Source organism: Actinocrispum sp. NPDC049592 (genome assembly GCF_040675465.1).
In the GTDB taxonomy this organism is placed as follows: domain Bacteria; phylum Actinomycetota; class Actinomycetes; order Mycobacteriales; family Pseudonocardiaceae; genus Kibdelosporangium.
This window is the reverse complement of the sequence record NZ_JBFAPA010000013.1, coordinates 244122-266719: the sequence shown is the minus strand read 5'-3', so window position 1 is coordinate 266719 and position 22598 is coordinate 244122. Positions and strand designations below refer to the sequence as shown.

At 69.7% G+C, this 22598-nt stretch carries 21 protein-coding genes; 7 read left to right on the top strand and 14 right to left on the bottom strand.

What is annotated here, in order from left to right; all coding sequences use genetic code 11:
* The first annotated feature begins 117 nt into the window (after window positions 1–117).
* Window positions 118–1383 (top strand): mannosyltransferase family protein, encoded by a 1266-nt coding sequence (locus AB0J95_RS30500; protein ID WP_364765299.1) that lies wholly within the window; start codon window positions 118–120, stop codon window positions 1381–1383.
* 46 nt (window positions 1384–1429) lie between these two features.
* Here AB0J95_RS30500 and AB0J95_RS30495 read toward each other — a convergent pair whose 3' ends face one another.
* Both AB0J95_RS30495 and AB0J95_RS30490 read right to left on the bottom strand, forming a co-directional pair.
* The gene (locus AB0J95_RS30495) at window positions 1430–3925 is read right to left on the bottom strand and encodes a M14 family zinc carboxypeptidase (protein WP_364765296.1); all 2496 of its coding nucleotides are present in this window, start codon (window positions 3923–3925) and stop codon (window positions 1430–1432) included.
* A gap of 83 nt (window positions 3926–4008) precedes the next feature.
* Window positions 4009–5019, bottom strand: coding sequence for a DUF5937 family protein (locus AB0J95_RS30490; protein WP_364765293.1), 1011 nt, complete (start codon window positions 5017–5019; stop codon window positions 4009–4011).
* A gap of 76 nt (window positions 5020–5095) precedes the next feature.
* Here AB0J95_RS30490 and AB0J95_RS30485 point away from each other — a divergent pair, with 76 nt between their 5' ends.
* Window positions 5096–6142: a questin oxidase family protein gene (locus tag AB0J95_RS30485; protein WP_364765290.1), complete on the top strand. Its 1047-nt coding sequence runs from the start codon at window positions 5096–5098 to the stop codon at window positions 6140–6142.
* Here the strand turns inward: AB0J95_RS30485 and AB0J95_RS30480 are convergent.
* The 4 genes from AB0J95_RS30480 to AB0J95_RS30465 are packed head-to-tail and all read right to left on the bottom strand — an operon-like array spanning window position 6139 to window position 9853.
* A complete protein-coding gene (locus AB0J95_RS30480; RefSeq protein WP_364765287.1) occupies window positions 6139–7293 on the bottom strand; it encodes an acetyl-CoA C-acetyltransferase in 1155 nt (384 codons plus the stop codon). The genes AB0J95_RS30485 and AB0J95_RS30480 overlap by 4 nt on opposite strands.
* Before the next feature lie 15 nt (window positions 7294–7308).
* Entirely contained in the window at window positions 7309–7941 is a 633-nt protein-coding gene (locus AB0J95_RS30475) for a TetR/AcrR family transcriptional regulator (protein ID WP_364765284.1), read from the bottom strand.
* Window positions 7938–8714, bottom strand: coding sequence for an SDR family oxidoreductase (locus AB0J95_RS30470; protein WP_364765281.1), 777 nt, complete (start codon window positions 8712–8714; stop codon window positions 7938–7940). Before AB0J95_RS30470 ends, AB0J95_RS30475 begins: the two co-directional genes overlap by 4 nt.
* Complete coding sequence (locus AB0J95_RS30465) at window positions 8711–9853, bottom strand: acyl-CoA dehydrogenase family protein (protein WP_364765278.1); 1143 nt, start codon at window positions 9851–9853, stop codon at window positions 8711–8713. Before AB0J95_RS30465 ends, AB0J95_RS30470 begins: the two co-directional genes overlap by 4 nt.
* A 39-nt stretch (window positions 9854–9892) precedes the next feature.
* Between AB0J95_RS30465 and AB0J95_RS30460 the strand changes: the two genes are divergently transcribed.
* Genes AB0J95_RS30460 through AB0J95_RS30445 form a run of 4 tightly spaced genes read left to right on the top strand, consistent with a single transcriptional unit; the run spans window position 9893 to window position 14194 of the window.
* A complete protein-coding gene (locus AB0J95_RS30460; RefSeq protein ID WP_364765275.1) occupies window positions 9893–11353 on the top strand; it encodes a FadD3 family acyl-CoA ligase in 1461 nt (486 codons plus the stop codon).
* On the top strand, window positions 11350–12198 hold the full coding sequence (locus AB0J95_RS30455; RefSeq protein WP_364765272.1) for an enoyl-CoA hydratase: 849 nt from the start codon (window positions 11350–11352) through the stop codon (window positions 12196–12198). Before AB0J95_RS30460 ends, AB0J95_RS30455 begins: the two co-directional genes overlap by 4 nt.
* Window positions 12195–13307 (top strand): acyl-CoA dehydrogenase family protein, encoded by a 1113-nt coding sequence (locus AB0J95_RS30450; protein ID WP_364765269.1) that lies wholly within the window; start codon window positions 12195–12197, stop codon window positions 13305–13307. Before AB0J95_RS30455 ends, AB0J95_RS30450 begins: the two co-directional genes overlap by 4 nt.
* 20 nt (window positions 13308–13327) lie before the next feature.
* Window positions 13328–14194 carry an acyl-CoA dehydrogenase family protein gene (locus tag AB0J95_RS30445; protein WP_364765266.1) on the top strand — a complete coding sequence of 289 codons (867 nt, stop codon included), beginning with the start codon at window positions 13328–13330 and terminating at the stop codon, window positions 14192–14194.
* Here AB0J95_RS30445 and AB0J95_RS30440 read toward each other — a convergent pair.
* The 4 genes from AB0J95_RS30440 to AB0J95_RS30425 form a co-directional block, all read right to left on the bottom strand.
* Window positions 14187–15125 (bottom strand): alpha/beta hydrolase family protein, encoded by a 939-nt coding sequence (locus AB0J95_RS30440; protein WP_364765263.1) that lies wholly within the window; start codon window positions 15123–15125, stop codon window positions 14187–14189. The genes AB0J95_RS30445 and AB0J95_RS30440 overlap by 8 nt on opposite strands.
* Before the next feature lie 83 nt (window positions 15126–15208).
* Complete coding sequence (locus tag AB0J95_RS30435; RefSeq protein ID WP_364765260.1) at window positions 15209–15589, bottom strand: hypothetical protein; 381 nt, start codon at window positions 15587–15589, stop codon at window positions 15209–15211.
* A gap of 42 nt (window positions 15590–15631) precedes the next feature.
* Window positions 15632–16090: a hypothetical protein gene (locus tag AB0J95_RS30430; protein ID WP_364765498.1), complete on the bottom strand. Its 459-nt coding sequence runs from the start codon at window positions 16088–16090 to the stop codon at window positions 15632–15634.
* Window positions 16091–16106: 16 nt separating this feature from the next.
* Complete coding sequence (locus AB0J95_RS30425; RefSeq protein WP_364765257.1) at window positions 16107–17693, bottom strand: serine/threonine-protein kinase; 1587 nt, start codon at window positions 17691–17693, stop codon at window positions 16107–16109.
* Window positions 17694–17778: 85 nt separating this feature from the next.
* Here AB0J95_RS30425 and AB0J95_RS30420 point away from each other — a divergent pair, with 85 nt between their 5' ends.
* Window positions 17779–18720 (top strand): acyl-CoA dehydrogenase family protein, encoded by a 942-nt coding sequence (locus tag AB0J95_RS30420; RefSeq protein WP_364765254.1) that lies wholly within the window; start codon window positions 17779–17781, stop codon window positions 18718–18720.
* On the opposite strand, the gene hsaB is transcribed toward AB0J95_RS30420, so the two are convergent.
* The 4 genes from hsaB to hsaA are packed head-to-tail and all read right to left on the bottom strand — an operon-like array spanning window position 18689 to window position 22141.
* Window positions 18689–19234, bottom strand: a complete 546-nt coding sequence (gene hsaB / locus AB0J95_RS30415; protein WP_364765251.1) for a 3-hydroxy-9,10-secoandrosta-1,3,5(10)-triene-9,17-dione monooxygenase reductase subunit — start codon at window positions 19232–19234, stop codon at window positions 18689–18691. The two genes, AB0J95_RS30420 and hsaB, sit on opposite strands and share 32 nt — an antisense overlap.
* Window positions 19231–20133: an iron-dependent extradiol dioxygenase HsaC gene (gene hsaC / locus AB0J95_RS30410; protein ID WP_364765249.1), complete on the bottom strand. Its 903-nt coding sequence runs from the start codon at window positions 20131–20133 to the stop codon at window positions 19231–19233. The genes hsaB and hsaC overlap by 4 nt, the downstream gene beginning before the upstream one ends.
* 11 nt (window positions 20134–20144) lie before the next feature.
* Window positions 20145–20993, bottom strand: a complete 849-nt coding sequence (hsaD, locus tag AB0J95_RS30405) for a 4,5:9,10-diseco-3-hydroxy-5,9,17-trioxoandrosta-1(10),2-diene-4-oate hydrolase (protein ID WP_364765246.1) — start codon at window positions 20991–20993, stop codon at window positions 20145–20147.
* Window positions 20984–22141: a 3-hydroxy-9,10-secoandrosta-1,3,5(10)-triene-9,17-dione monooxygenase oxygenase subunit gene (hsaA, locus tag AB0J95_RS30400; RefSeq protein ID WP_364765243.1), complete on the bottom strand. Its 1158-nt coding sequence runs from the start codon at window positions 22139–22141 to the stop codon at window positions 20984–20986. The genes hsaD and hsaA overlap by 10 nt, the downstream gene beginning before the upstream one ends.
* Window positions 22142–22598 lie beyond the last annotated feature (457 nt).

The window sequence follows — 22598 nt, the reverse complement described above, 5'->3', positions numbered from 1 at the left end:
ACGATTCACCATGGGCACCGATAGCGCTTATCCCACCGCCCGGCTTCGGCAGCTCTCCGTGCGGCGATCCCCCTTTGTTCGCAGAACGTGGGGGCAGGCCGGCAGAAGGGACCGGGAATGACCGATCAGATCGTCAGGCCCTCAGTCCGCCTCCAGGCGGACCCGGCGCCCGAGACGCGACCACCGCAGGGGCGCGGACGGCGCCTGCTGCACAGCGACTGGGCGAGGACGTTCGCGGTGGTCCTGCTTTTCCACGGGGCACTGACCGTGCTGGCCGTCCTCTTCCAGGGCACGCTGCCGGAGTTCCACCGTGACCCGAACGAGCTGAGCGGGCTGAGACCCCAGCTCCTCCTGCACACCTTCCGTTGGGACTCGGTCCACTACAACGGCATTCTGAACGGCCGGTACACCGATCCGGCCACCCCGTGGACGGCGGCCTTCTACCCGGTATTCCCCCTGGCCGTGGGCCTGGTGCAGACGATCACCTTCGGCAAGCTCGGGGTGCTCGCATCCGGCCTCATCGTCAACTTCACCGCGACCTGGCTGGCGGCCACTGCCCTGCTGAGAATCGCCCGGCACTTCGTGCGCGCTCCGTGGGCACCGTGGCTGGCCGTGTCCGCCTTCCTGACCGCGCCGACGGCGTACTTCCTGCACTCGTTCTACAGCGAGGCGACTTTCTGCGCGATCGCCTTCTGGGCGTATCTGTTCGCGCTGCGCCGCAAATGGGCCTGGATGGGGTTGTGCCTGATCGTCGCCACCACCACCCGGCTGCCCTCCGCGCTGTTCGTCCTGCTGTGCCTGCTCGAGTTCTGCCGCGCCCATGATTGGCAGCCACGCCGCCTGCTGTCGTGGAATCTGCTGTGGTTCCCAGCCGCGTACATCGGGTTCGGCTGCTACGCGCTGTACCTGAAGCTCGCGGTGGGCGACGGGTTGGCGATGTTCCACGCATACCAGTACGACGAGTGGCCTTATCAGGTCACGAACCCGAACATTCCGCAGACCATCGCCAGGGAATTGCGGACCTCGGCAACCGCGGTGATCAACGCGCCGGTCGGCAACTGGGCGCTGATCAGCCACGTCATCCCGATCGTCGGCCTCGGCATACTGCTGCTGGCGGCCTGGTGGATGTTGCGTGCGCACCGTGGGGCGGGTGTCCCGCTCGCGATCTTCGGCATCGCCGCGATGGTGATGTTCACCCTGAACAGCAACGTCGTCTCGGTCCACCGCTTCCTGTTGCCGTGCATCGTCATCTACCTCGCGATGGCGACGGCCGCCGAACGCGGCCCCCGGCTCAGGGCCGCCATGGGCGGCCTGATGGCGACGCACACACTGCTGATGGCCTTCCTCTACTGCCTGTTCATCATGGGGATCTGGTCCGGCTGAGGCGGAGGCCGCGGAAAACTCCGCGATCCTCCGCCTCAGTGACGGACTACCGGCGCCGGTCCTTGTTGGCCCGGGCCGAGTTGGTGCAGACCTCGCCCACGTCCACGGTCTGGCCGCGGTCGGCGTAGACGTCGGTCAGACCGACGAGCCTGCCGATCCGGTCGCTACAGGTCAACGTGTAGGCCTCCTTCGGGCCGTACACCGTCGGCAGCGGCGAGGAGAACTCGACGCGGCCGCCGAACCAGTCGTCCGGGTTCGCCGGGTCGACCTGGTCGTAGTTGACCATCACGGCGGTGTAGTTGCCGGGCGGCGGGTCGAACAGCGTGGCCCGCTCGGAGTTGGTCCCGCCCGACGCCGACTGGGTGACCAGCTCCCCGGCGGCGTTGAAGATGAACAGGTCCCAGTCGGTGTTGGTGGAGTTCCAGTGCACCGACACGTCCATCCGCCCGTTGTCCACGTCGGGCAGGCCCTTCACGGTGAACGGAATGGACTCGGACACGGGGTTGCCCGGGTAGTTGGTGTTCTCCGCGGGCACCCCGGGCGGGTTCGCCAGGTCCGCGCCGGCCTGCGGCGGCCCCTGCGGGTCACGCCCGTACCGGCCGGCCACGAACGGCCGCGTGGACGGGTTGATCGACCACGCGAACCGGCCACCGGTCGACGAGTACGTCGAGTCGAGCTTGTCGGTGACGTAGATCGGCGGCTTGGTGGTGCCGTCCGGCTGCAGCACCGGCGACGTCGGCGTCTGGAACGTCTTGTGCAGCTTCAGCTGGTACCCGCGCGGCGCGGACCCGATCAGCGTGGAGTGCGCCGACGGGTCGGCCGTGTTGGCCAGCATGTCCAGGAACGCCTGGCGGTTGCCGCCCTTGCCCGCACCCGCGGCCGGGGCGACGCCGGTGTACTCGGCGACGACGGCCTCGGCGTAGGTCGGGTGGAAGTTGTCGTTCCCGATCTCGAAGGTGAAGCCCCAGCCACCGGTGGCCCAGTACGACCAGTCCTCAGTCGTACCAGTGGTGTCGTACAGACCCCACGACGGCTCACTCGTGTAACCGTTGCGCGAGGCCATCTTGTCACCCAGGGCCTTGAACGCCGGCTCGTCCAGCGGCGGCCGCACGTCGGCCACGCCCGGCGGGCGCAGCACCAGGTTGGAGAAGGTGTGCAGGGTGATCAGGTTGGTGACCTGCCGGGTGGACACGATCGACCGGATGTTGCGCGTCTCCGGCTCGGAGAACGGCTGAGCACCGCGGAACGTCTCGCCTGCCCAGTTGAGGCTGGCGCCGTTGCCGCCCCAGAAGCCCGCGTAGTTGCGGTTCGGGTCGGTGCCGCGCTGCGCACCGGCCGGGTTGGCCTTGCAGACGCCGGTCCGGAAGTTCGCCGGGGAGTCGGCCGCCTGGCAGTTCTTGCGCTTCATCTCGTAGTCGAACCGGGAGAAGTCGCCCTTGGGCTCGGCCTCCCGCGAGATGGAGAACCCGTCCGGGTTGACGATCGGCACGACGATGTTGCGGGTCCTGCCGACCAGCGACCGGATCGCGGAGTCGTTCTTGTACCCCTTGACCAGTTCGTACGCCCACTCGATGGCGTGCTCACCGGCCGGCCACTCGCGAGCGTGGTGCACGCCCATCACGAAGTCGATCGGCTTGCCGTCGGAGAGGTTGTCCACGTCCGTGGCGATCTCGATGCCGACGACGTCCCGGCCCTCGACCGTCGGCTCGGGCGCGGTGAAGGTCCTGACCAGCTTGGGGTTGTTGCGCGCCAGTTCCTTGAGCTCGTACTCGTACTCGTAGAGGTGGCGGTAGCTGGTCCGGCCGGACGGCAGCGCAGAGGCCTGCGTCCTGGCCGCGTACGCCCGGTCCTGGGCAGCGTCCTCGCGGGACGTCCTGGACAGGTCGGCGTCCACCGTGGTGAACTTCAACCCGCTGTCGCGCAACACCTTCCGGTCGGCGTCGTTGGCCAGCACGACCTGGACGCCGGTCGCGTCACCCTTCTCGGTGACATCCAGGCCGAGGCCCAGCAGGTGCTGCTTGTCCTTGCGTTCGGGCGTCTCCACCCGCACCATCTCGGCCCGCTGCGCCGGGGCGGCCACCCCGGTCGGCGTGCCCTGCGGGGTCAGCGCGAGGAAGTCGATGCCCAGCGTGACGGTCCTGGCCTGCCCGCCGTACCGGCACGCCTGCACGACCAGCTGCTGGCCCTTCTTGACGAAGCTCTCCGCCAGCTCGTGGCTGCGGAACGCCGACGACGCGGCCACCACACCGCCGGTCGCCTTGTCGAACACGGCCACGTCCCAGTCGCCCTCGCCGCCGCCTCGCGGCGACAGCCGGGCCTGGACCAGACCGTCCACAGTGGACGTCACCTCACGGGCATCCACGCCCTGCGCCCGTCGTGGTTGCACGGACGAGTAGCACGCGCGGGCCACCGACTGGTCCGCGCGCATCACGTTGTCCTCGGCCGTCGCGGACGGACTGGTCAGACCGAAGACCACCAGGCCGGCCGCCCCCAGCGCGATGCCCGACCGGACCGTGACGGCCGATCTGAGCCTTGTTGCCATCTGCCGCACCCCTCTTCTTTCGACGACTAACTGGCCGAACTTAAACCAGCTGTCGAGTCCGTGGATAACTCCGAAAGTAGGCACTACCCACCGTCGTCGGCAGCAGCCCAGTTGTCGCGGCCGACCTGCAGGAGTTCGCCCAGGTGGGTGCGCTGGTAGAGCACCGTGCGGCCATCCCGCCAGCTGGCCACCACCCCGGCCCGCTCGAGGATCTTGAGGTGCACGTTCACCGTGGGCGCGGCCAGGTCGAGCTGGCCGGCCAGGTGCGTGGTGGACATCGGCACATCGAGCTGGCCGAGGATCGCCGCCCGGCTGACCCCGAGCAGATCGGCCAACGGCGTGCCCTCTGGGCTGGTCTGCGTCTCCCAGAGACGGCCGAGCCCGCGCGGCCAGTAGGTCACGGCGGGTTGCGGGTCGGCGGTGCGAACGAGCACGTCCGGCCAGGCGAACACGCACGGGACCAGCAGCAGGCCGCGGCCGCGCAGGTCCGCGGTGCCCTCGTAGTACTTCACGATGCTCAAGGTGTCGTGGTCGAACGTGACCGACGGATGCAGCGTGCGCAGCAGCCGCCGTACGCCACCAGCGCCAAGTTCCCGGAGACGGTAGGCCAGATCCGCGCTCAGCAACGCGCGCATCCGTGGCCAGTGCGGGGCGATCGATGCCCGCCAATGCCGGTCGAGGGCGGCGATGATCTGCGCCAGGCCATCCTCCGGCCGCTTCACGAACCCGGTGAGCGTGGCGTACCGCCGGTCGCGATCCGGCCCCTGCATGGCTCGCGGGTGGTGGGCGAGGTGGTCGAGTTCGCTGGCGGCCAGGTCAGGATCGGTGGCCGCGACCATGGCCAGCCCGGCATCGAACCCAGGCGCCTGCCGCTGCGGCAACGGGTGCAGGAAGTCCGGCAGATACCCGGTCGGGCGAATCACCGTGGTCAGCAGCTCCAGATCCGTCGCATCGGTCCGGACTCCCGCGCGCCACGGCGCGTGCAGTCCGCTCGAACCCGCCAAGGCGCGGATGCTCGTCACGGCCTCCCACACGGGTGAGAACGCGAACCGGACCTGACCGAGGTCGTCGACACCGAACCGGAGACGGATCATTAGGGCTGAGCCTAATCGTCGACGGGATGCGGTGCGGCCGCGCATGATCACGGCCAATCGAACCTGGGGGTACGACATGACTGTGCTCGACGAGGCCTACCAACGGCTGCACGGCATGGGGCCGGAGTTCGGCGGCGACGAGGAGGGCAACCATGGCCTGACCAACCACGGCCCGATGGCCGCCGAAGTGATCCTCCGCCGAGGCCTGGACCTCGACGTTCACCAGTGGCTGGACGGATACACGGGCAGGCTGGCCGAGTTGCCGGACGCCAGCAACCGGATCACCGCCGAGAACTGGCAGGAAGCGCTGGGTGGAGGTGCGCGCCGGATCGGTGACTGGACAACGTTCTTCACCCGCGAAATCGCCGCCGCCCCGTGGCAGACCGTGTTGAACGAGTGGTGGCCTCGCCTGCTGGCGGGGATCGCCGCCGGTTCCACCCACGGAGTCATCCGCGTCGGTCACGCCGTACGGGCGTTGCGGGTCGAGCCCGACGACGCCGTGGCCGCCAAGGAAATGGGCTACGGCCTGGCTTTCTGGGCGGCTCGATCTCGTCCTCTCCCGGGCGTAACCGCCCCCGCGGGCACATCAGCCGCCGCGGCTGCGCTGGCCGCTGTCCCCCGGTTGGCTGACCAGAGCGGCTTCATCGCGCACCGCCTTGACCGGCTCGCCGACCTGGATGGCTGGCCGGGCGCTCTCGCCGCGTTGACCCCGCCCGCGAGCGCTGCGGATGTCCCGGCCAAGCTCGCGGATCTGGTTCACGCGAGTGTGGTGCGCTACCTGACGCACGCTTACGGCAGTCCGGTGCTGCTCGTGCACTGCGCGACCGCGCCCAACGCGGTCCTGCACATCCTGCCGGTGCTCGCCGAGGACCAGTGGCTGCCGAGTTTCACCGCGGCCTGGGCGGCGAGCGCGGCCATCACCGCGACCTACGGCCCCGCGGCGGCCGCGCCCAGGGATACGTTGCCGCAGGCCACATCCGCGGCGGAGACCCTCGACCGCGCCGCACACCACGGGGACGAGCACGTCATCAAGTTCGCCGACACCGCGGTCGAAGCGTTCGACCGGACCGGGGACCCGGACACGCTCGCCGCGGCCGGGCAGGCCGCCCGGCTGATCGGTTAGCCGAGGCGCTCGATGATGGTCACGTTGGCCTGACCGCCGCCCTCGCACATGGTCTGCAGTCCATAACGGGCACCCGTGCGTTCCAGCTCGTGCAGAAGCGTTGTGAACAAACGTGTGCCGGTGGCGCCGATCGGGTGACCAAGGGCGATCGCGCCGCCGTTGACGTTCACCCGGTCGAGATCGACTTTCAGCTCCTTGGCCCAGGCCAGCACAACGCTGGCGAACGCCTCGTTGATCTCGACCAGGTCGATGTCCGAAATGGACATCCCGGCGCGGTCCAGCGCGTGCCGGGTGGCCCGGATCGGCGCGGTCAGCATGTACACCGGGTCGGCACCACGCGCGGACAGGTGACGAATCCGTGCACGCGGAGTGAGCTTGTGCCGCAACACCATCCGCTCCGACGCGACGAGCACGGCACTGGCGCCGTCGGAGATCTGGCTGGCCAGCGCGGCCGTGGTGGTCCCGTCCGGCCGCAACGGCTTGAGCTTGGCCATCTTGGCCAGATCGGTGTCCCGGCGCGGCCCCTCGTCCCGCTGCACGCCGTCGAACGGGACGATCTCGCGGTCGAACCGGCCCTCGTCGATCGCGGCGATCGCCTTGGTGTGACTGGAAAGCGCGAACTCCTCGAGCTCCTCGCGGGACAGTTCCCAGCGCACGGCGATCAGGTCCGCGGCCCGGAACTGGGAGATCTCCTCGGTGCCATACCGGTGATCCCAGCCGCGCGAACCGTGCATGGGCGTCGGGAACCCGTACTGCTCACCGGCGAGCATGGCGGCGGAGATCGGGATCTGGCTCATGTTCTGCACGCCGCCCGCGACGATCAGGTCGGCCGTCCCGCTCATCACCGCCTGCGCGGCGAAGTGCACGGCCTGCTGGCTCGAACCGCACTGGCGGTCCACGGTCACCCCGGGGACCTCCTCGGGGAAGCCCGCGGCCAGCCACGCCGTGCGGGCGATGTCCCCGGCCTGCGGCCCGATCGTGTCCACACAGCCGAGGATGACGTCGTCCACCTCGATCGGGTCGACGGCGGTCCGGTCGAACAACGCCTTGAAGACGTGCGCGGCCAGGTCCGCGGGGTGCGCACCGGCCAGGGCGCCCCCGCGCCGGCCGACGGGGGTGCGCACAGCGTCGATGATGTACGCCTCAGGCACGACAGGACTCCTTGTTCAGGGACGGCGGACCGGACGGCGGCGGGTGGAGATGCCGTCCAACAGGATGCCCAGGTACTGCTCGGCCACGTCGTGCGCGGACAGCGAGCCACCGGGCCGGTACCAGTGCACGGCCACCCAGACGGTGTCGCGGATGAACCGGTAGACCAGCTCGACGTCCAGGTCCGGGCGGAACGCCCCGGCCCGCACGCCCTCTTCGAGCACACCGACCCAGATCTTGCGGAACTCGACGCCCCGCTCGGCGATGTAGCCGAACCGGTCGAACTGGGCCAGGTACTTGGCGTCGTTCTGGTAGATGGCGACCTCGGCGTGGTGCCGGTCGATGCTCTCCAGCGACGCGGTCACCACCGCCTCCAGCGCCGCCTTGGGCGGCAGGCCGGACTCGACGATCTCGCGGTAGCGGCCGAACAGCTCGTCGAGGAACCCGGTGAGGATCTCGTCCACCATGGACTCCTTGGAGTCGAAATGGTGGTACAGGCTGCCGGACAGGATGCCCGCGGCGTCGGCGATGTCGCGGACCGTGGTCGCGCGGAACCCTCGCTCCGCGAACATCTCCGCGGCCAGCCGGAGCAGCTCCGCGCGCCGCTCCGACCCGCCCGCCTCGTTCTTCACGCTTCGTCTCCCTCTCATGGGTGCTGGCTCGACACCGACACGACCTCGCCGGTCAGGTACGAGGCATAGTCGCTGGCGAGGAACACCATCACATTCGCGACCTCCCACGGTTGCGCGGCCCGCCCGAACGCCTCCCGCCCGGCCAGCTCGGTGAGCAGCTCCTCGCTGGTCACCTTGGCCAGGAACGGGTGCGCGGCCAGGCTCGGCGCCACCGCGTTCACCCTGATCCCGTGCTCGGCCGCGTCCAGCGCCGCGCACCTGGTCAGCGCCATCACACCAGCCTTGGCCGCCGCGTAGTGCGCCTGCCCCCGCTGCGCGCGCCAGCCGATGACCGAGGCGTTGTTGACGATCGCGCCCCCGCCACCCTGGTCCACCATTTTCCGCAAGGCGGCGCGGGTGCAGCGGAACGTGCCGTTGAGCGTCACGTCCAGCACCTTGGCCCACTCGTCGTCGGTCATGTCCAGGATCGACTTCGTCCCGCCAAGACCGGCGTTGTTGATCATCACGTCGATCCGGCCGAACGTGGTCGCGGCACTGTCGATCAGCGCGTCGACCTGGTCCTGGCGGGTGACGTCGCACGGCAGCGCCGCGACCCGGCCGTCGTGGTCGGCCTTGAGCGCGTCCAGGGTCTCCCCGAGCCGGCGTTCGTGCTGGTCGCTGATGACCACGCTGGCGCCTTCCGCCAAGCACCTCCGGGCCGCGGCGGACCCGATCCCGGTGCCCGCGGCCGCGGTCACCACGACGACTTTCCCGGCCAGCAGGTCGCGGCCCTCTGGGCAGGCAGGGATCACGGGCGCGGCTCCTTGGGCAGGCCGAGCACGCGCTCGGCGATGATGTTGCGCTGGATCTCGTCCGACCCGCCGTAGATGGTGTCCGCGCGGCTGAACAGGAACAGCCGCTGCCACTCGTCCAGGTCGCCGTGGTCGCCAGGGTCGTCGAACATGCCCGCCGGGCCGGCGATGTCCATGGCCAGCTCGCCGAGATCGCGGTGCCACCGCGCCCAGACCAGCTTGGACACCGACGCCTCGTAGCCGGGATCCTCACGCGAGAGCGTCCGGATCGCGTGCGCGCGCATCACGTCCAGGCCGATCCGGGCGCGGGTCAGCCGGTCGGCGATGACCGGGTCGTCGATCGCGCCGGTGCGCTGCGCCAGGCCGGCCAGGGCGTCCAGCTCACGCCGGAAGCCGACCTGCTGGCCGAACGTGGCCACCCCGCGCTCGAACGCGAGCGTGCCCATGGCCACCCGCCACCCGTCCTGGCCGACGACCATGTCCGCGGCCGTGCGCGCCCGGTCGAAGAAGACCTCGTTGAACTCGCTCGTGCCGGTCAGCTGGCGGATCGGCCGGACCGTGACGCCCGGCTGGTCCATCGGGACGAGCAGGTACGACAGGCCCTGCTGCCGCCGCGAGCCGGGCACCGTGCGGGCCAGCACGAAGCACCAGTCGGCCACGTGCGCCAGCGACGTCCACACCTTCTGCCCGGTGACCACCCACTCGTCACCGTCCATTGTGGCCGTGGTGGACACCGCCGCCAGGTCCGAACCCGCGCCGGGCTCGGAGTAGCCCTGGCACCAGAGCTCCTCGACCGCGGCGATCCTGGGCAGGAACCGCGCCTGCTGGTCCTTGGTGCCGAACGCGATCAGCGTGGGGCCCAGCAGCTCCTCGCCGATGTGGCTCACTCGCGCGGGGGCACGCGCGGCCGCGTACTCCTCGTGGAAGATCACCTGCTCCTCGACGCTCGCCTGCCGTCCGCCGTGCTCGGCCGGCCAGCCCAGGCAGGTCCAGCCCGCCTTGGCCAGCCTGCGGTCCCACTCCAGGCGCAGCTCGAAGTGCTCATGCTCCCGTCCGGGGCCGCCTGCCCCGCGCAGCTGTGCGAACTCGCCCCGGAGGTTGTCCTCGAGCCAGCTCCGAAGCTGTTGACGGAAGCTCACATCGGCTAGCCTACCAAGCACTTGCTTGAGGAGGTGAGTGTGCGCCGAGAAACCGTCCCAGCCGCGCTCATCGAGGCCGCCCGCGTCCACGGGGACGCCGAAGCGGTGATCGACGGTGAGGTCAGGCTGGGCTTCCAGGCATTGCACGACCGCGTCACGGCAGTGGCGTACGGCTTGTCCGCGATGGGCGTCACCCGCGGTGACCGCGTCGCGATCTACGCACCGAACTCACATCATTGGGTGACATCCGCGCTCGGCGTGCTGTACGCGGGCGCCACCCTGGTGCCGATCAACACCCGGTTCACCGCGGCCGAGGCCCTCGACGTGATCAACCGCAGCGGGGCGCGCGCACTGTTCGTCGCGGGCGAGTTCCTCGGCGTGGACCGGCGGGCGGCCCTGCTCGAGGCCGATTCCCTGCTGGCGTCCCGGGTTCACGTCGTACCGGTGGACACCGAGTGGCCCGAGGCGTCCTTCGAGTCACCGGCGGAACCGGACGATGTGGCCGACATCCTGTACACCTCCGGCACCACCGGACGCAGCAAAGGCGCGATGAGCGCCCACCGGCAGTCGCTGGGGGTGGCCGAGGCATGGGCCGCCCGCACCGGGCTCAGCGCGGCCGACCGTTACCTCGCCGTCAACCCGTTCTTCCACAGCTTCGGTTACAAGGCAGGGATCCTGGCCTGCCTGCTCACCGGCGCGACCATGGTCCCGCAGGCCGTGTTCGACGTGGCTACCACTATTGAGTTGTTGCAGAGCGAGAAGATCACCGTCCTTCCTGGGGCACCGACCATTTTCCAGTCCATCCTGGACAGTCCAGCGGCCGCGGGGCTGTCCAGGCTGAGGCTGGCGGTCACCGGTGCCGCCGTCGTTCCCGTGGCGCTTGTTGAACGGATGCAACGGGAACTGTTCGACACCGTGCTGACCGGATACGGTCTGACTGAGGCGGTCGTGGTGACGTTGTGCCATCCGACCGACGATGCGACCACTGTAGCGACGACCGCCGGGACCGCCGCGGCTGGGTGCACGGTCCGGATCGCCGGCAACGGGGAAATCCTTGTACGGGGCCGAAATGTCATGCTCGGCTACCTCGGCGACCCGGAGGCCACAGCCGCGGCGATCGACGCCGACGGCTGGCTGCACACCGGCGACATCGGACAGTTGGACGAGCGCGGCTACCTCACCATCACGGATCGCTTGAAGGACATGTACATCTGCGGCGGGTTCAACGTCTACCCGGCGGAGGTCGAACAGGTACTGGCGCGTTTGGACGGTGTCGTGGAGGCGGCCGTCGTCGGCGTGCCGGACGCCCGGCTCGGTGAGGTCGGCAAGGCGTTCGTGGTTCGCCGCGAGGGCTCTGACCTGGCCGAAGACGACGTCATCCGGTTTTGTCGTACCCGCGTGGCAAACTTCAAGGAACCTCGGATGGTGGAGTTCGTGGCGAGCCTGCCGCGCAATCCGTCCGGCAAGGTCCTGAAACGTGTCCTAAGGGGAGAGTCATGAGCGTCGTCCGATACGAGCGCGAGGGTGCGGCCGGCATCGTCACGATGAACCGGCCGGAGTACCGCAACGCGCAGAACTCCGCGATGACGTACGCGCTCGACGAGGCGTTCGCCGCCGCCGTCGACGACGATGACGTGCGGGTCATCATCCTCGCGGGGGAAGGCAAGCACTTCTCCGCGGGGCACGACATCGGCACGCCCGGGCGCGATGTGGACGTCTCCTTCGACCGCAAGGCCGTCATGTGGTGGGACCACGTCGGCAGACCGGGCGGCGACCAGCGGTATGCCCGTGAGATGGAGGTGTACCTGGGAATGTGCCGCCGGTGGCGGGAGATTCCCAAGCCCACCATCGCGATGGTGCAGGGCGCGTGCATCGCCGGCGGGCTGATGCTGGCCTGGGTGTGCGATCTGATCATCGCCTCGGAGGACGCGTTCTTCGCGGATCCCGTGGTGCGCATGGGGATTCCGGGGGTCGAGTACTTCGCGCACCCCTGGGTGCTCGGGCCGCGCGCGGCCAAGGAGGTGCTGTTCACCGGCGACCGGTTCACCGCCCAGCAGGCACACGACTGGGGGATGGTGAACCGGGTGGTACCCCGGGAGTCGTTGCGGGACGAGACGTTACGGCTGGCCGGCCGGATCGCCGAGATGCCCCGGTTCGGGCTCGCGCTGGCCAAGCGCGCCGTGAACCAGGCCGAGGACCTGATGGGCATGCGTGCTGGGATGGACTCGGTGTTCGGGCTGCACCACTTCGCGCACGCGCACAACGCGGAGGTCTCTCCCGACGCGCTCGCCGGCATGGACGCCCGCGCCATGAGAGACAGTGCGGCGAAGGAACAGCGGCAATGAACCTGGAGCTGGACGAGCACACCCTGGCCTTCCGCGACGAGGTCCGCTCGTGGCTGGCCGCGAACGCCCCGGCCGCTCTGCCCTCGCTGGACACCCCGGAGGGCTTCGAGGCACACCGCGCCTGGGAACGAAAGCTGTGTGACGCAAGGCTTTCCGTCGTGTCGTGGCCTGCCGCGTACGGTGGCCGGGACGCGTCGCTGTTGCAGTGGCTCGTTTTCGAGGAGGAGTACTACGCGGCCGGCGCGCCCGCGCGGGTGAGCCAGAACGGCATCTTCCTGCTGGCGCCGACTTTGTTCACGCACGGCACCGAGGAGCAGCTGGGCCGGATCCTGCCCAAAATGGCCTGTGCGGAGGAGATCTGGGCGCAGGCCTGGTCGGAACCCGAGGCGGGCAGCGATCTCGCGGCGATCCGGGCGTCCGCGGCTCGCACGTCGGGCGGCTGGTTACTGCGTGGCCAGAAGACGTGGAGTTCGCGGGCGGCTTATGCCGATCGCGGGTTCGGGCTGTTCCGCACCTCCGGTGAACGCCATCGCGGGCTGACGTACTTCATGTTCTCGTTGCGCGCGCCTGGCGTGACGGTCCGGCCGATCGCCCAGCTCGACGGGGAGCCCGGGTTCGCCGAGATCTTCCTCGACGACGTGTTCGTCCCGGACGAGGACGTCATCGGCGAGGTGGACAACGGCTGGAAGGTCGCGATGAGCACGGCCAGCAACGAACGCGGGCTGTCGTTGCGCAGCCCCGGCCGGTTCCTGGCCACCGCGCGGCGGCTGCTGGAGCTGTGGCGCGAACGGCCCGATCCGGCGTTGCGTGACCGCGTGGTCGACGCGTGGCTGGGCGCCCAGGCGTACCGGCTGTACACGTTCGGCACGGTGACCCGGCTCGCCGAGGGCGGGTCGCTCGGCGCCGAGTCGAGCGTGAACAAGGTGTTCTGGTCCGAGCTGGACATCGCCATGCACGAGACCGCGCTCGACCTGCTCGGTGCCGAGGGCGAGCTGGCCGGCCGGTGGATGGACGGCTACCTGTTCTCCCTCGCCGGCCCGATCTACGCCGGTACCAACGAGATCCAGCGCAACGTCATCGCCGAGCGGATCCTCGGCCTGCCCCGCTGACTTTCCTCCCGGAGTCGCCCATGAGATTCGCCCTCAGTGCCGAACAGGTCCAGTTCGCGGACACTGTGGACGCGCTGCTCGCCAAGTCCGACGTCGCCCGCGCCTGGGCGGCCGGTGAGCACGCGCCGGGCTTGGCGGTGTGGCGCCGGCTGGCCGACCTCGGGGTCACCACCATCGCGGTGGACGGCGAACCCATCGACCTCGTCGTCGCCATGGAGGCCATCGGCTATCACGCGTTGCCCGGTCCGGCGATCGAAACCCTCGCCGTGCTGCCGAGCCTGCTTGACGGCGCCTTACTCGGAACGGCCGCCGTCGTGCCGCACGTGCCGTACGCGGTGGACGCGGATGTCGCCGATCGGGTGTTCTTCCTGGACGGGGACACGGTGTTCTCGGCCTCGGTCGGCGATCCCGTCGAGTCGGTCGACCCATGCCGTCATCTGTTCACCGTCCGGCCCGACGCGGAAGTCGGCTCCGTCCCCGGCGCGTTCGAGCGTGGCGTGCTGGCCTGCGCGGCCCAGCTTCTCGGCGCCGGCCGGGCCTTACTCGCGCGGACCGTCGACTACGCCAAGCAACGCGCCCAGTTCGGCCACCCCATCGGCTCGTTCCAGGCCGTGAAGCACCATCTCGCCTCGGTGCACATCGCCCTGGAACTGGCCCGCCCCTTGGTCTACGGCGCCGCCATCGGCGAGGTCGACGTCTCCGCCGCCAAGATCGCCGCGGGCGACGCCGCCTACCGAGCCATGCGCACGTCCCTCCAAGTCCACGGAGCCATCGCCTACACCCTCGAACACGACATCAGCCGCTGGCTCACCAAGATCCGCGCCCTCCACACCACCTGGGGCACCCCGTCGACCCACCGCGCCCACCTCCTGGCAACCCTCACCTAACAGCCCACATCAGCAACGGGAATGCGTTGTGCAGGGCGCGCTGCCAGTAGGGCCAGGTGTGCCGGCCGGGTCCGTAGAAGTCCGTGGTGACGCGGACGTTGTGGGCTTGGAGGGTGGTGGCCAGGGCGGTGGACTGCTCGCCGAGGAGTTGTTCCAGGCCGTCCGGCGGGGAGCCGGGTGGGTCGAGGGGGCCGGGCTGGCCGTTGCCCGCCGAGAGGTAGACGGGGATGCCGCGCAGGCGTGCGGCCAGGTCGTATGGGTTGTGCGCGGCCCAGGTCCCGGCGTTGGTGATGGGGTCGCCCCACAGCGCGTTGGGGTCGGCGCCTGCGTTGCGGACGATGTCCTGGACCAGCGCCGTGCTGCGAGTGCCTTGGTAGGTGGTGTGCACGACGCCGCTGAAGGAGGCGGCGGCGCGGAAGAAACCGGGGTGGCGGGCGGCGTAGGACAGGGCGCCGAAGCCGCCCATGGACAGGCCGGCGACGACCCGTTGCTGGCCCGATCGGTACTGCCGTTCGAGGAGGCGCCGCAGCTCGGTCAGGTGGAACGTCTCCCACCCGGGCCCGGACAACCAGTCCGAGTAGAACCCGCCCGGACCGCCTTCGGGCATCACGATCAGCATGTTCGCCTGCGCGGTGAACTGCTCGACGTCGGTGTTGTTCGTCCACGACCGGAACCCGGTGTCGCCGTCGCAGCAGCCGTGCAACAGATACAAAGTCGGCCAAGTCCTGTGCGGCGTACGGTTCCACGCCGAAGGCAGCAGCAGCCGGACGCCCACGTCATGGCCGACCGCATCGGAGTGAACGGTGAGCTCGACAAGCCGATCGCTCAACTGGGTGGACCGGACCACCCAAGCGCCGAGACCCCGCGCCGCCGCCGGCACAGTCAGCGCGAAGAACACCACGAAAACAGCCAGCAGTCCCCGGATCCGCATGCCCGACCTCCCTCCAGCCGCCACCCGTCAACAAACCTGGCGCACACCCAGTTGCCTGTCAACATCGCCGCGGAGTAACGGGACTATCTGGGACGACCAGTCCTCAGCAGACGGCGGTACTCGAAGATCGCGCCGAGCCCACCGACGGCCAGGCCCGCGCAAGCGACGCACGCCAGCTGCAACCACACGGTCGGGTACTGGCCAATGGAGTTGAGTTCGGCGCGGACATAGTCGGCCGCGGCGAAAAGCCCACCGACCCCGCCCGCGAACATCACCGCACAGCTCAACACCGGCCGGCGGAACACCATCGCGCAGATCGCCAGGGCCGCGGCCACCACCGCGACCATCAGCCCGCCCCACGGCGAGCCTTGGTACAGCAACGCATCGGTGACCTGGAAGTCCGACATCACGCCCTGGATCTGGATCCACGGGAACGACGAGGCCAGCACAAGCAGCCCGGACAATGCGACAAAGGTGATGTTAAGCGGCAACCATCTGGGCACGGGTCACGATAACCCGAAGATCCAGTCGCGTTGGGCCGTCGTTTCCGGAACGGTACGTCCGCGCGCCGCGGAGATCCGCTGCCAGGCGTCGTCCGGCGCCATTCCGTTCAGCACCAGCAACGACGCCGCCAACAAGGACGACCGGCCGATGCCCGCCCAGCAGTGCGTCACGATGTGCGCGCCCCCGCACAGGTCCGCGGCCAGCTCCCGGAGAGTCGGCAGCACCACCGACTGGTCCGGCAGGCCCATGTCCGGGATCGGCACCGAGACGAACCGAAGACCGGCCGCCCGAGCCAGTTGGCCCTCCTCGGCCAGCCCCACCTCAGAAACCTCCGAAGAGGTCAGCGCGGAAACAAGCACATCCACGCCCGCCGAGCGAAGTGCGGTCATCTCACCGGCGAGCAGATCCCCGCCGAGCGGCTTGGCCATCGTGCTCAACGCACCGGGACCGTCCAGAGCCACCCGATACAAGGGAGACCTACTTGGCGTCGGAGGCGATCTTGAGCTGACCGCCGATCTTGACCACCCGGATCTCCTTGTGCACCTGGTTCCCGCTCGCGTAGGTGACGTCGACCGGCACGGTGACCGACTGGTCGGGGTTCACCCGCACGTTGCGGGCGTTGCGGGAGCTGAGCTGCGGGTAGGCCGCCCAGTACTGCTGGAAGGCGTCCATGCTGCCGAACGACTGCTGCACGTCGGGGGTGAGCATCCCCCAGCGCGCTGCCGGCGCGGCGGAACCGAAGTAGTCGATGACCAGCTGACCCGCCGAGCCCCAGTCGATCGGGCCCTCGGACCCGCCCTGCGGCGAGGGCGGCGCGCTGGACGACGTTCCGCCGCTCGACACCGTCGGGGGCGGCGGGGAGATCGTCACCGTCGCGGTCGGCGGAGGGGTCTGACCACCCGCGTTGTTGTCCGTGTTGCCCTTGGAGCTGAGCAGGGTCGCCACGAGACCGCCGAGCAGGGCCGCGGCCACGACCGCGCCCACGACGACCAGGGCACGCTTGCTGCGACCAGGACCGGACCCAGCAGGCTGCGGTGCGGGCTGCCCCGAAGGCGGCGTCTGCGGTGGCGGCGGCGGGGGCACCGGCTTGGGTGGCGGAGGAGCGGCCACCGGACGCGGCTTGACCGGCACCGGCTGCGGCGCGACGAGGGTCGGCTGCACGGGCGCGGACACCGGGATCGGCGCGGGCAGGGTCACCGTGGCCTTGCCGGCCAGCTCGGCGAGGGTGGCGACCACCTCGGGCATGGTCGGCCGCTCGCCCGCGTCGGGGTTGAGCAGCTTCATCAACGCGTCGGTCAGCGGCCCGGCGCGCTTGGGCTCGGGCACCTTGCCCATGGCCACCGCGTACAGCTGGGCCAGCGGGTTGTCCTTGAACCCGTACGGCGGCTCGCCCTCCACGGCGTGGAACAGGGTCGCGCCCAGCGAGAACACGTCGGACGCTCGGGTCGGGTCCTGGCCGCGGGCCACCTCGGGCGCCAGGTAGGCCGGGGTGCCGGCGAGCATGCCCGCCGAGGACTGGGTGATCGTGCCGTCGTCGACCGCCCGGGAGATGCCGAAGTCGGTGATCTTCACCTGGCCGGTGTCGTCGATCAGGATGTTGCCCGGCTTGACGTCCCGGTGCACGATCCCGGCCGCGTGCGCGGCGGTCAGCGCGGTGGCGACCTGCTCGCCGATCTGAGCCGCCTCCTGCGGGGTGAGCGTGCCGCGGTCGGCCAGCAGCCCGGACAGGCTGCGGGAGGGCAGGTACTCCATGATCAGGCAGGGGTCGCCCTCGTGCTCGGCGACGTCGAACAGCGCGATCGCGTTGCGGTGCTGCAACCTGGCGGCCAGCCGCCCCTCGCGCATCGCCCGGCGGCGAGCGTCTTCGGCCTGGGCGTCGGACAGCCCAGCGCGCATCAACAGCTGCTTGATCGCAACCGTACGGTCCAGCCGCTCGTCGCGCGCCTGCCAGACGATTCCCATCGCGCCACTGCCGATGGTGTCCAGCAGCCGGTAGCGACCGGCGACCAGCTGCCCTTTTTCGATGACGGACTCTTCCTCGCGTGCGTGTACCGGACGCCGCAACCTTATCGAACGGCACCCACGTTCGAGTGACGTGCCCGGTGCGCGTGGCGTAGCAAACCAAGCGATTGTTTGGTTAGATCGGTTCATGGTCAACGCGGAGCACGAGGCTTTGCGCGATACCGTCCGCACACTGCTGGACCGAACGGCCGATAGTGCGCTGGTCCGGACCGCGGACGGGTACTCGGAGCCGCTCTGGCGGGCGCTGGCCGATCAGGTCGGTGTCGCCGGGCTGACCGTGCCGGAGCAGTACGACGGCGCCGGAGCCACCCTGCTCGAGGCGCATATCGCGCTGGAGGAGACCGGCCGGACGCTGGCTCCGGTTCCGGTGCTCAGCTCGCTGCTGGCCGCGCAGGCGCTGATCCGTTGCGGCAACGAGGAAGCCCGTGCGCGGCTGCTTCCGGAGATCGCCGCCGGTCGCGTGGCGACCGTTGGCTGGCAGGATGACGGCTACGTGCTGGACGGCGATATCGCCGAAACAACGCTGATGGTCAGTGGCGACAACTTGTACGAGATTGTTCCCACACACCGCGAACGTAAACCGACGATGGACTTCACGCGTCGGCTGGCGAAGGTCGAGTTCGACCTCACCCAAGCCTCACATCTGGGCGCGGCTGCTCCGGAACTGCGCGACATCGCACGCGCCGCATTGAGCGCGGAACAGGTCGGCACCGCCCAGCGCTGCCTGGACATGACGGTGGACTACACCAAGACCCGAGTCCAGTTCGGCCGTCCGATCGGTGGTTTCCAGGCGTTGAAGCACCGGATGGCCGACATGTACGTGCTGGTCGAGACCGCGCGCTCGATCGCCACGGCCGCGGCAAGTGATCTCAGCCTCGCGTCCACCGCGAAGGTGCACTGCTCCGAAGCACTGTCCACTGTGGCCGGTGAGATGGTCCAGCTGCACGGCGGCATCGCGATCACCTGGGAGCACGACGCCCACCTGTACTTCAAGCGCGCACACGGCAGCCGCCAGCTGTTCGGCGGCCCGGACGAGCTCAGATCCAGTCTGCGTGCCGCGGCCAGGTGAAAAGGTTGTCCAGCAAGGCGTTGGGCTGCGTCTCGGCCGCCGAGTCGGTCGCGGTGTAGCGGCCCCGGTAGAACAGCAGCGGCTGCGCGTCCCGCACCGGTCCCAGCTCCAGCACCCGCCCGATCACCACGTAGTGATCGCCGCCGTCGCGGACTTCCTCGACAGCACAGTCGATCCAGGTCAGCACGCCGTCGAGGACCGGCGCGCCGCTGGCCGCCGCGCGCCACGAGCAGGTGGCGAACTTGTCCGCCCCGGACCGGCCGAACACAGTGGACAGTTCGCGCTGGTCCTCGGCCAGCACGTTCACGCAGAAATGCCCGGTGCCGGCGATCGACGCCCAGCTCCGGGAGGACTTCCCGGGACAGAACAACACCAGCGGCGGGTCGAGCGACAACGCCGCGAAGGCCTGGCAGGCGAACCCGACCGGGCCCGCGCCGCTGATCACCGTGACCCCGGTGCAGAAGTGCCCGAGGACTTTGCGGAACTGGTCCGCCACCGGCAGCGTCGAGGTCATTTCCGCGCGCCGATGCTGAAGTCGTGGCCCCACAGGCTGACCGCGGTGCTCTCCCGCGCGATCCAGGTCTCGTCGTCCACCTGCCGGCCCTCGCAGCCGAACTCGACGTCGAACCCGCCCGGCGTCTTCATGTAGAACGACAGCATCAGGTCGTTGACGTGCCGCCCGAGCGTCGCCGACATCGGCACCTTGCGGCGCAGCGCGCGATCCAGCGTCAGGCCGACGTCGTCGCTGTTCTCCACCTCGACCATGAGGTGCACGATCCCAGACGGCGTGGGCATCGGCAGGAACGCCAGGCTGTGGTGCCGCGGGTTGCAGCCGAAGAACCGCAGCCACGCCGGTGGCCCGTCGGCCGGGCGCCCCACGAGCTGAGGAGGCAGCCGCATGGAGTCACGGAGCTTGAACCCCAGCACGTCACGGTAGAAGTGCAGCGCGGCCTCGTCATCGTGGGTGGACAGCACGACATGGCCCAGTCCCTGCTCCTCGGTCACGAACTTGTGCCCGTACGGGCTGACCACGCGGCGGTGCTGCAGGGCCGCCCCGTGGAAGACCTCCAGCGTGTTGCCGGACGGGTCCTCGAAGCTGATCAGCTCGGCCACCCGGCGGTCGGCGAGCTCGGCCGCGCTGCCCTCCTTGTACGGCACGCCCGCGTCCTCCAGGCGGCGCCGGATCTCCGCCAGGCCGGCCGCGTTCGCGGTCTCCCAGCCGGACTGGGCCAGCCGGTCGGCCTCGCCGGGCACGATCACCAGCCGGGCCGGGAAGTCGTCCATCCGGAGGTAGAGGGCGTCCGGGTCGCTGCCCTGGCCCTCGACCATGCCCAGCACTTTCAGCCCGTACTCGCGCCACGCGGCCATGTCGGTCGCCTCGATGCGCAGGTACCCGAGCTGCCGGATGCTCATCTCAAGCTCCTCTAGGAGAGAAAGTCCATGGTCAGCCGGTTGAACTCGTCGAACTTCTCCAGCTGCGCCCAGTGCCCGCACCGGCCGAACACGTGCAGCTGCGCCCGCTGGATGGTCTTCAACGCCACCAGGGCCCCGTCCACCGGGTTCACCCGGTCCTCACGGCCCCAGATCAGCAGCACGCGCTGACGCAGTTTGTACGCCTCACGCCAGAGCATGCCCTCCTCGAACGTCTCCGGGCTGGTGAACGACTTGCCCATGGACGCCATGGCCCGCAACGACTCCGGGTCGGCCGCGGTGGCGTACCGCTCCTCCACCAGTTCGTCGGTGACCAGGGACTGGTCGAACACCAGGGTCCGCAGGAAGTGCGCGAGCTTGGCCTTGCTCGGCCCGGGCGGCGCGGCGAACCCGTAGAGCGCCTTGATGCCCTCGGTCGGGTCGGGCGCGAACACGTTGAGCCCCAACCCACCCGGCGCCATCAGCACGAGCCGGCCCGCGCGGTCCGGGTGCCGCAGGGCGAACCGCACCGCGGTCCCGCCGCCCAGCGAGTTACCGACAAGGTGCACGCGTTCGATGCCCAGCGTGTCCAGCAGGCCCGCCAGGGCGTCCGCGCTGAACGTGAAGAACTGCCCGGTGATCTCGGGCTTGTCCGACCGCCCGAACCCCGGCTGGTCCACCAGCAGGGTCCGGTACTTCGTGGCGAACACCGGCAGGTTGCGGCCGAAGTTGCTCCACCCCGAGGCGCCCGGCCCGCCGCCGTGCAGCAGCACGACCGGCTCGCCGTCACCCGCCTCGTGGTAGTGCAGCTTGAAGTCGCCGGCCTGGCCGTAGCGCGACGTCGACTCGTACGTCACAGCCATGCGTCCTGCACCTTCAGCCCGAGCGCGCTCTTGCCGAACAACGCCAGCGCGCGTTCCGGGTCGTTGATCGCGTGCACCCGCCCGGCGTGCGCGTCCCGCCAGAACCGCTGGATCGGCGTGCCGACGTTCAACGCCTTGCCGCCGGAGTTCTCGAACAGCTTGTCCACCGCGCCGATCGACCGGGTCGTCGCCCGCACCTGGTCGCGGCGGACCTTGAGCCGCAACGACACCGGGATCTTCTCGCCCGCGAGCGCCAGCCGGTACTCCTCGCCGATGTTGTGCTCCAGCTGCAGCCAGGCCGCGTCGATGTCGCTGGCCGCCTCGGCCACGCGCACCTGCGAGTACGGGTCCTCGGCGGCCTTGCTGCCGTAGGACGCGCGAACCCGTTCGGCCATATAGGAAACGTGCGACTCGTAGGCGCCGGTGGCCATGCCGATGACCGGGGCCGCGATCGAGTAGGAGAACACGGAGGCGAACGGCAGCTTGTACAGCGCGCCGGGGTTGACCTCCTGGCCCGGGCACACGCACTTGCCGGTGTCCACAAAGCTCAGCGTCCGGTAGTCCGGCACGAACACGTCGTCGACCAGGATGTCGTTGCTGCCGGTGCCGCGCAGGCCGACGGTGTCCCAGACGTCCTCGATCTTGTAGTCCTCCAGCGGCAGCAGGAACGTCCGGAAGTCCACCGGGTTGCCGTCCTCGCCCAGCACCAGGCCGCCGAGGAAGACCCAGCTGGCGTGGTCGCAGCCGGAGGAGAAGCTCCACCGCCCGGTGAACCGGAACCCGCCCTCGACCGGGGTCGCGCGGCCCATCGGCGCGTACGACGAGGAGATCCGTGCGTCCGGGTCGGCCCACACCTCGTCCTGGGCCCGCACGTCGAACAGCGACAGCTGCCACGGGTGGCAGCCCAGCACCGAGGACACCCATCCGGTCGACCCGCAGGCGCTCGAGATCAGCCGCACCGACGTGTAGAAGTCGATCGGGTCGGCCTCGAACCCGCCCACCCGCGCTGGCTGCAGCAACCGGAAGAACCCGGCCTGCCGCAACGCCTCGATCGACTCGGCCGGGACCCGCCGCGCGTCCTCCGTGGCCTGGGCCCGTTCGGCCAGTGCCGGCAGCAGCTCCCGCACCGCCTCGACAACCTCGCTCATGAGCAGCTCCCGAACTGGAACTTGTTCTCGTTTAGGGGTCCAGACTAGAACACGTTCTCATTTCTGTCGACGCCACGCGCCCAGCCGCCGGTTGACCGATCCATGCGTAGACCGAATGGCGCTACCCGTGAGTAGCGCCACATTATTAAGGTCGGGAACGCGAAGTGGCGCCGGTCACAGGGAGGCTTGCTTGATGCTGCGGCACAGCTCGGCGAGGTGCCTGCCCTGCGGCTCGGTGTGTGTCTATTGCGGGCTGCCGGTCCGGCTCTCCGGACACCCCGAACACCCTGGTTACGGCGTTGTGGACCAGGTGAACGGGCGTGAACACCCGGCGCTGCCCGATCTCGGGCTGGTGCACTCCTTCTGCCGGGCGTCGGCCGGCAAACGCGCCGCGGGGCGCCGCGGGCTGGTCGCGCGCCGGGCGTATCTCGGACGGGCCACCGAACGTTATGAAGCG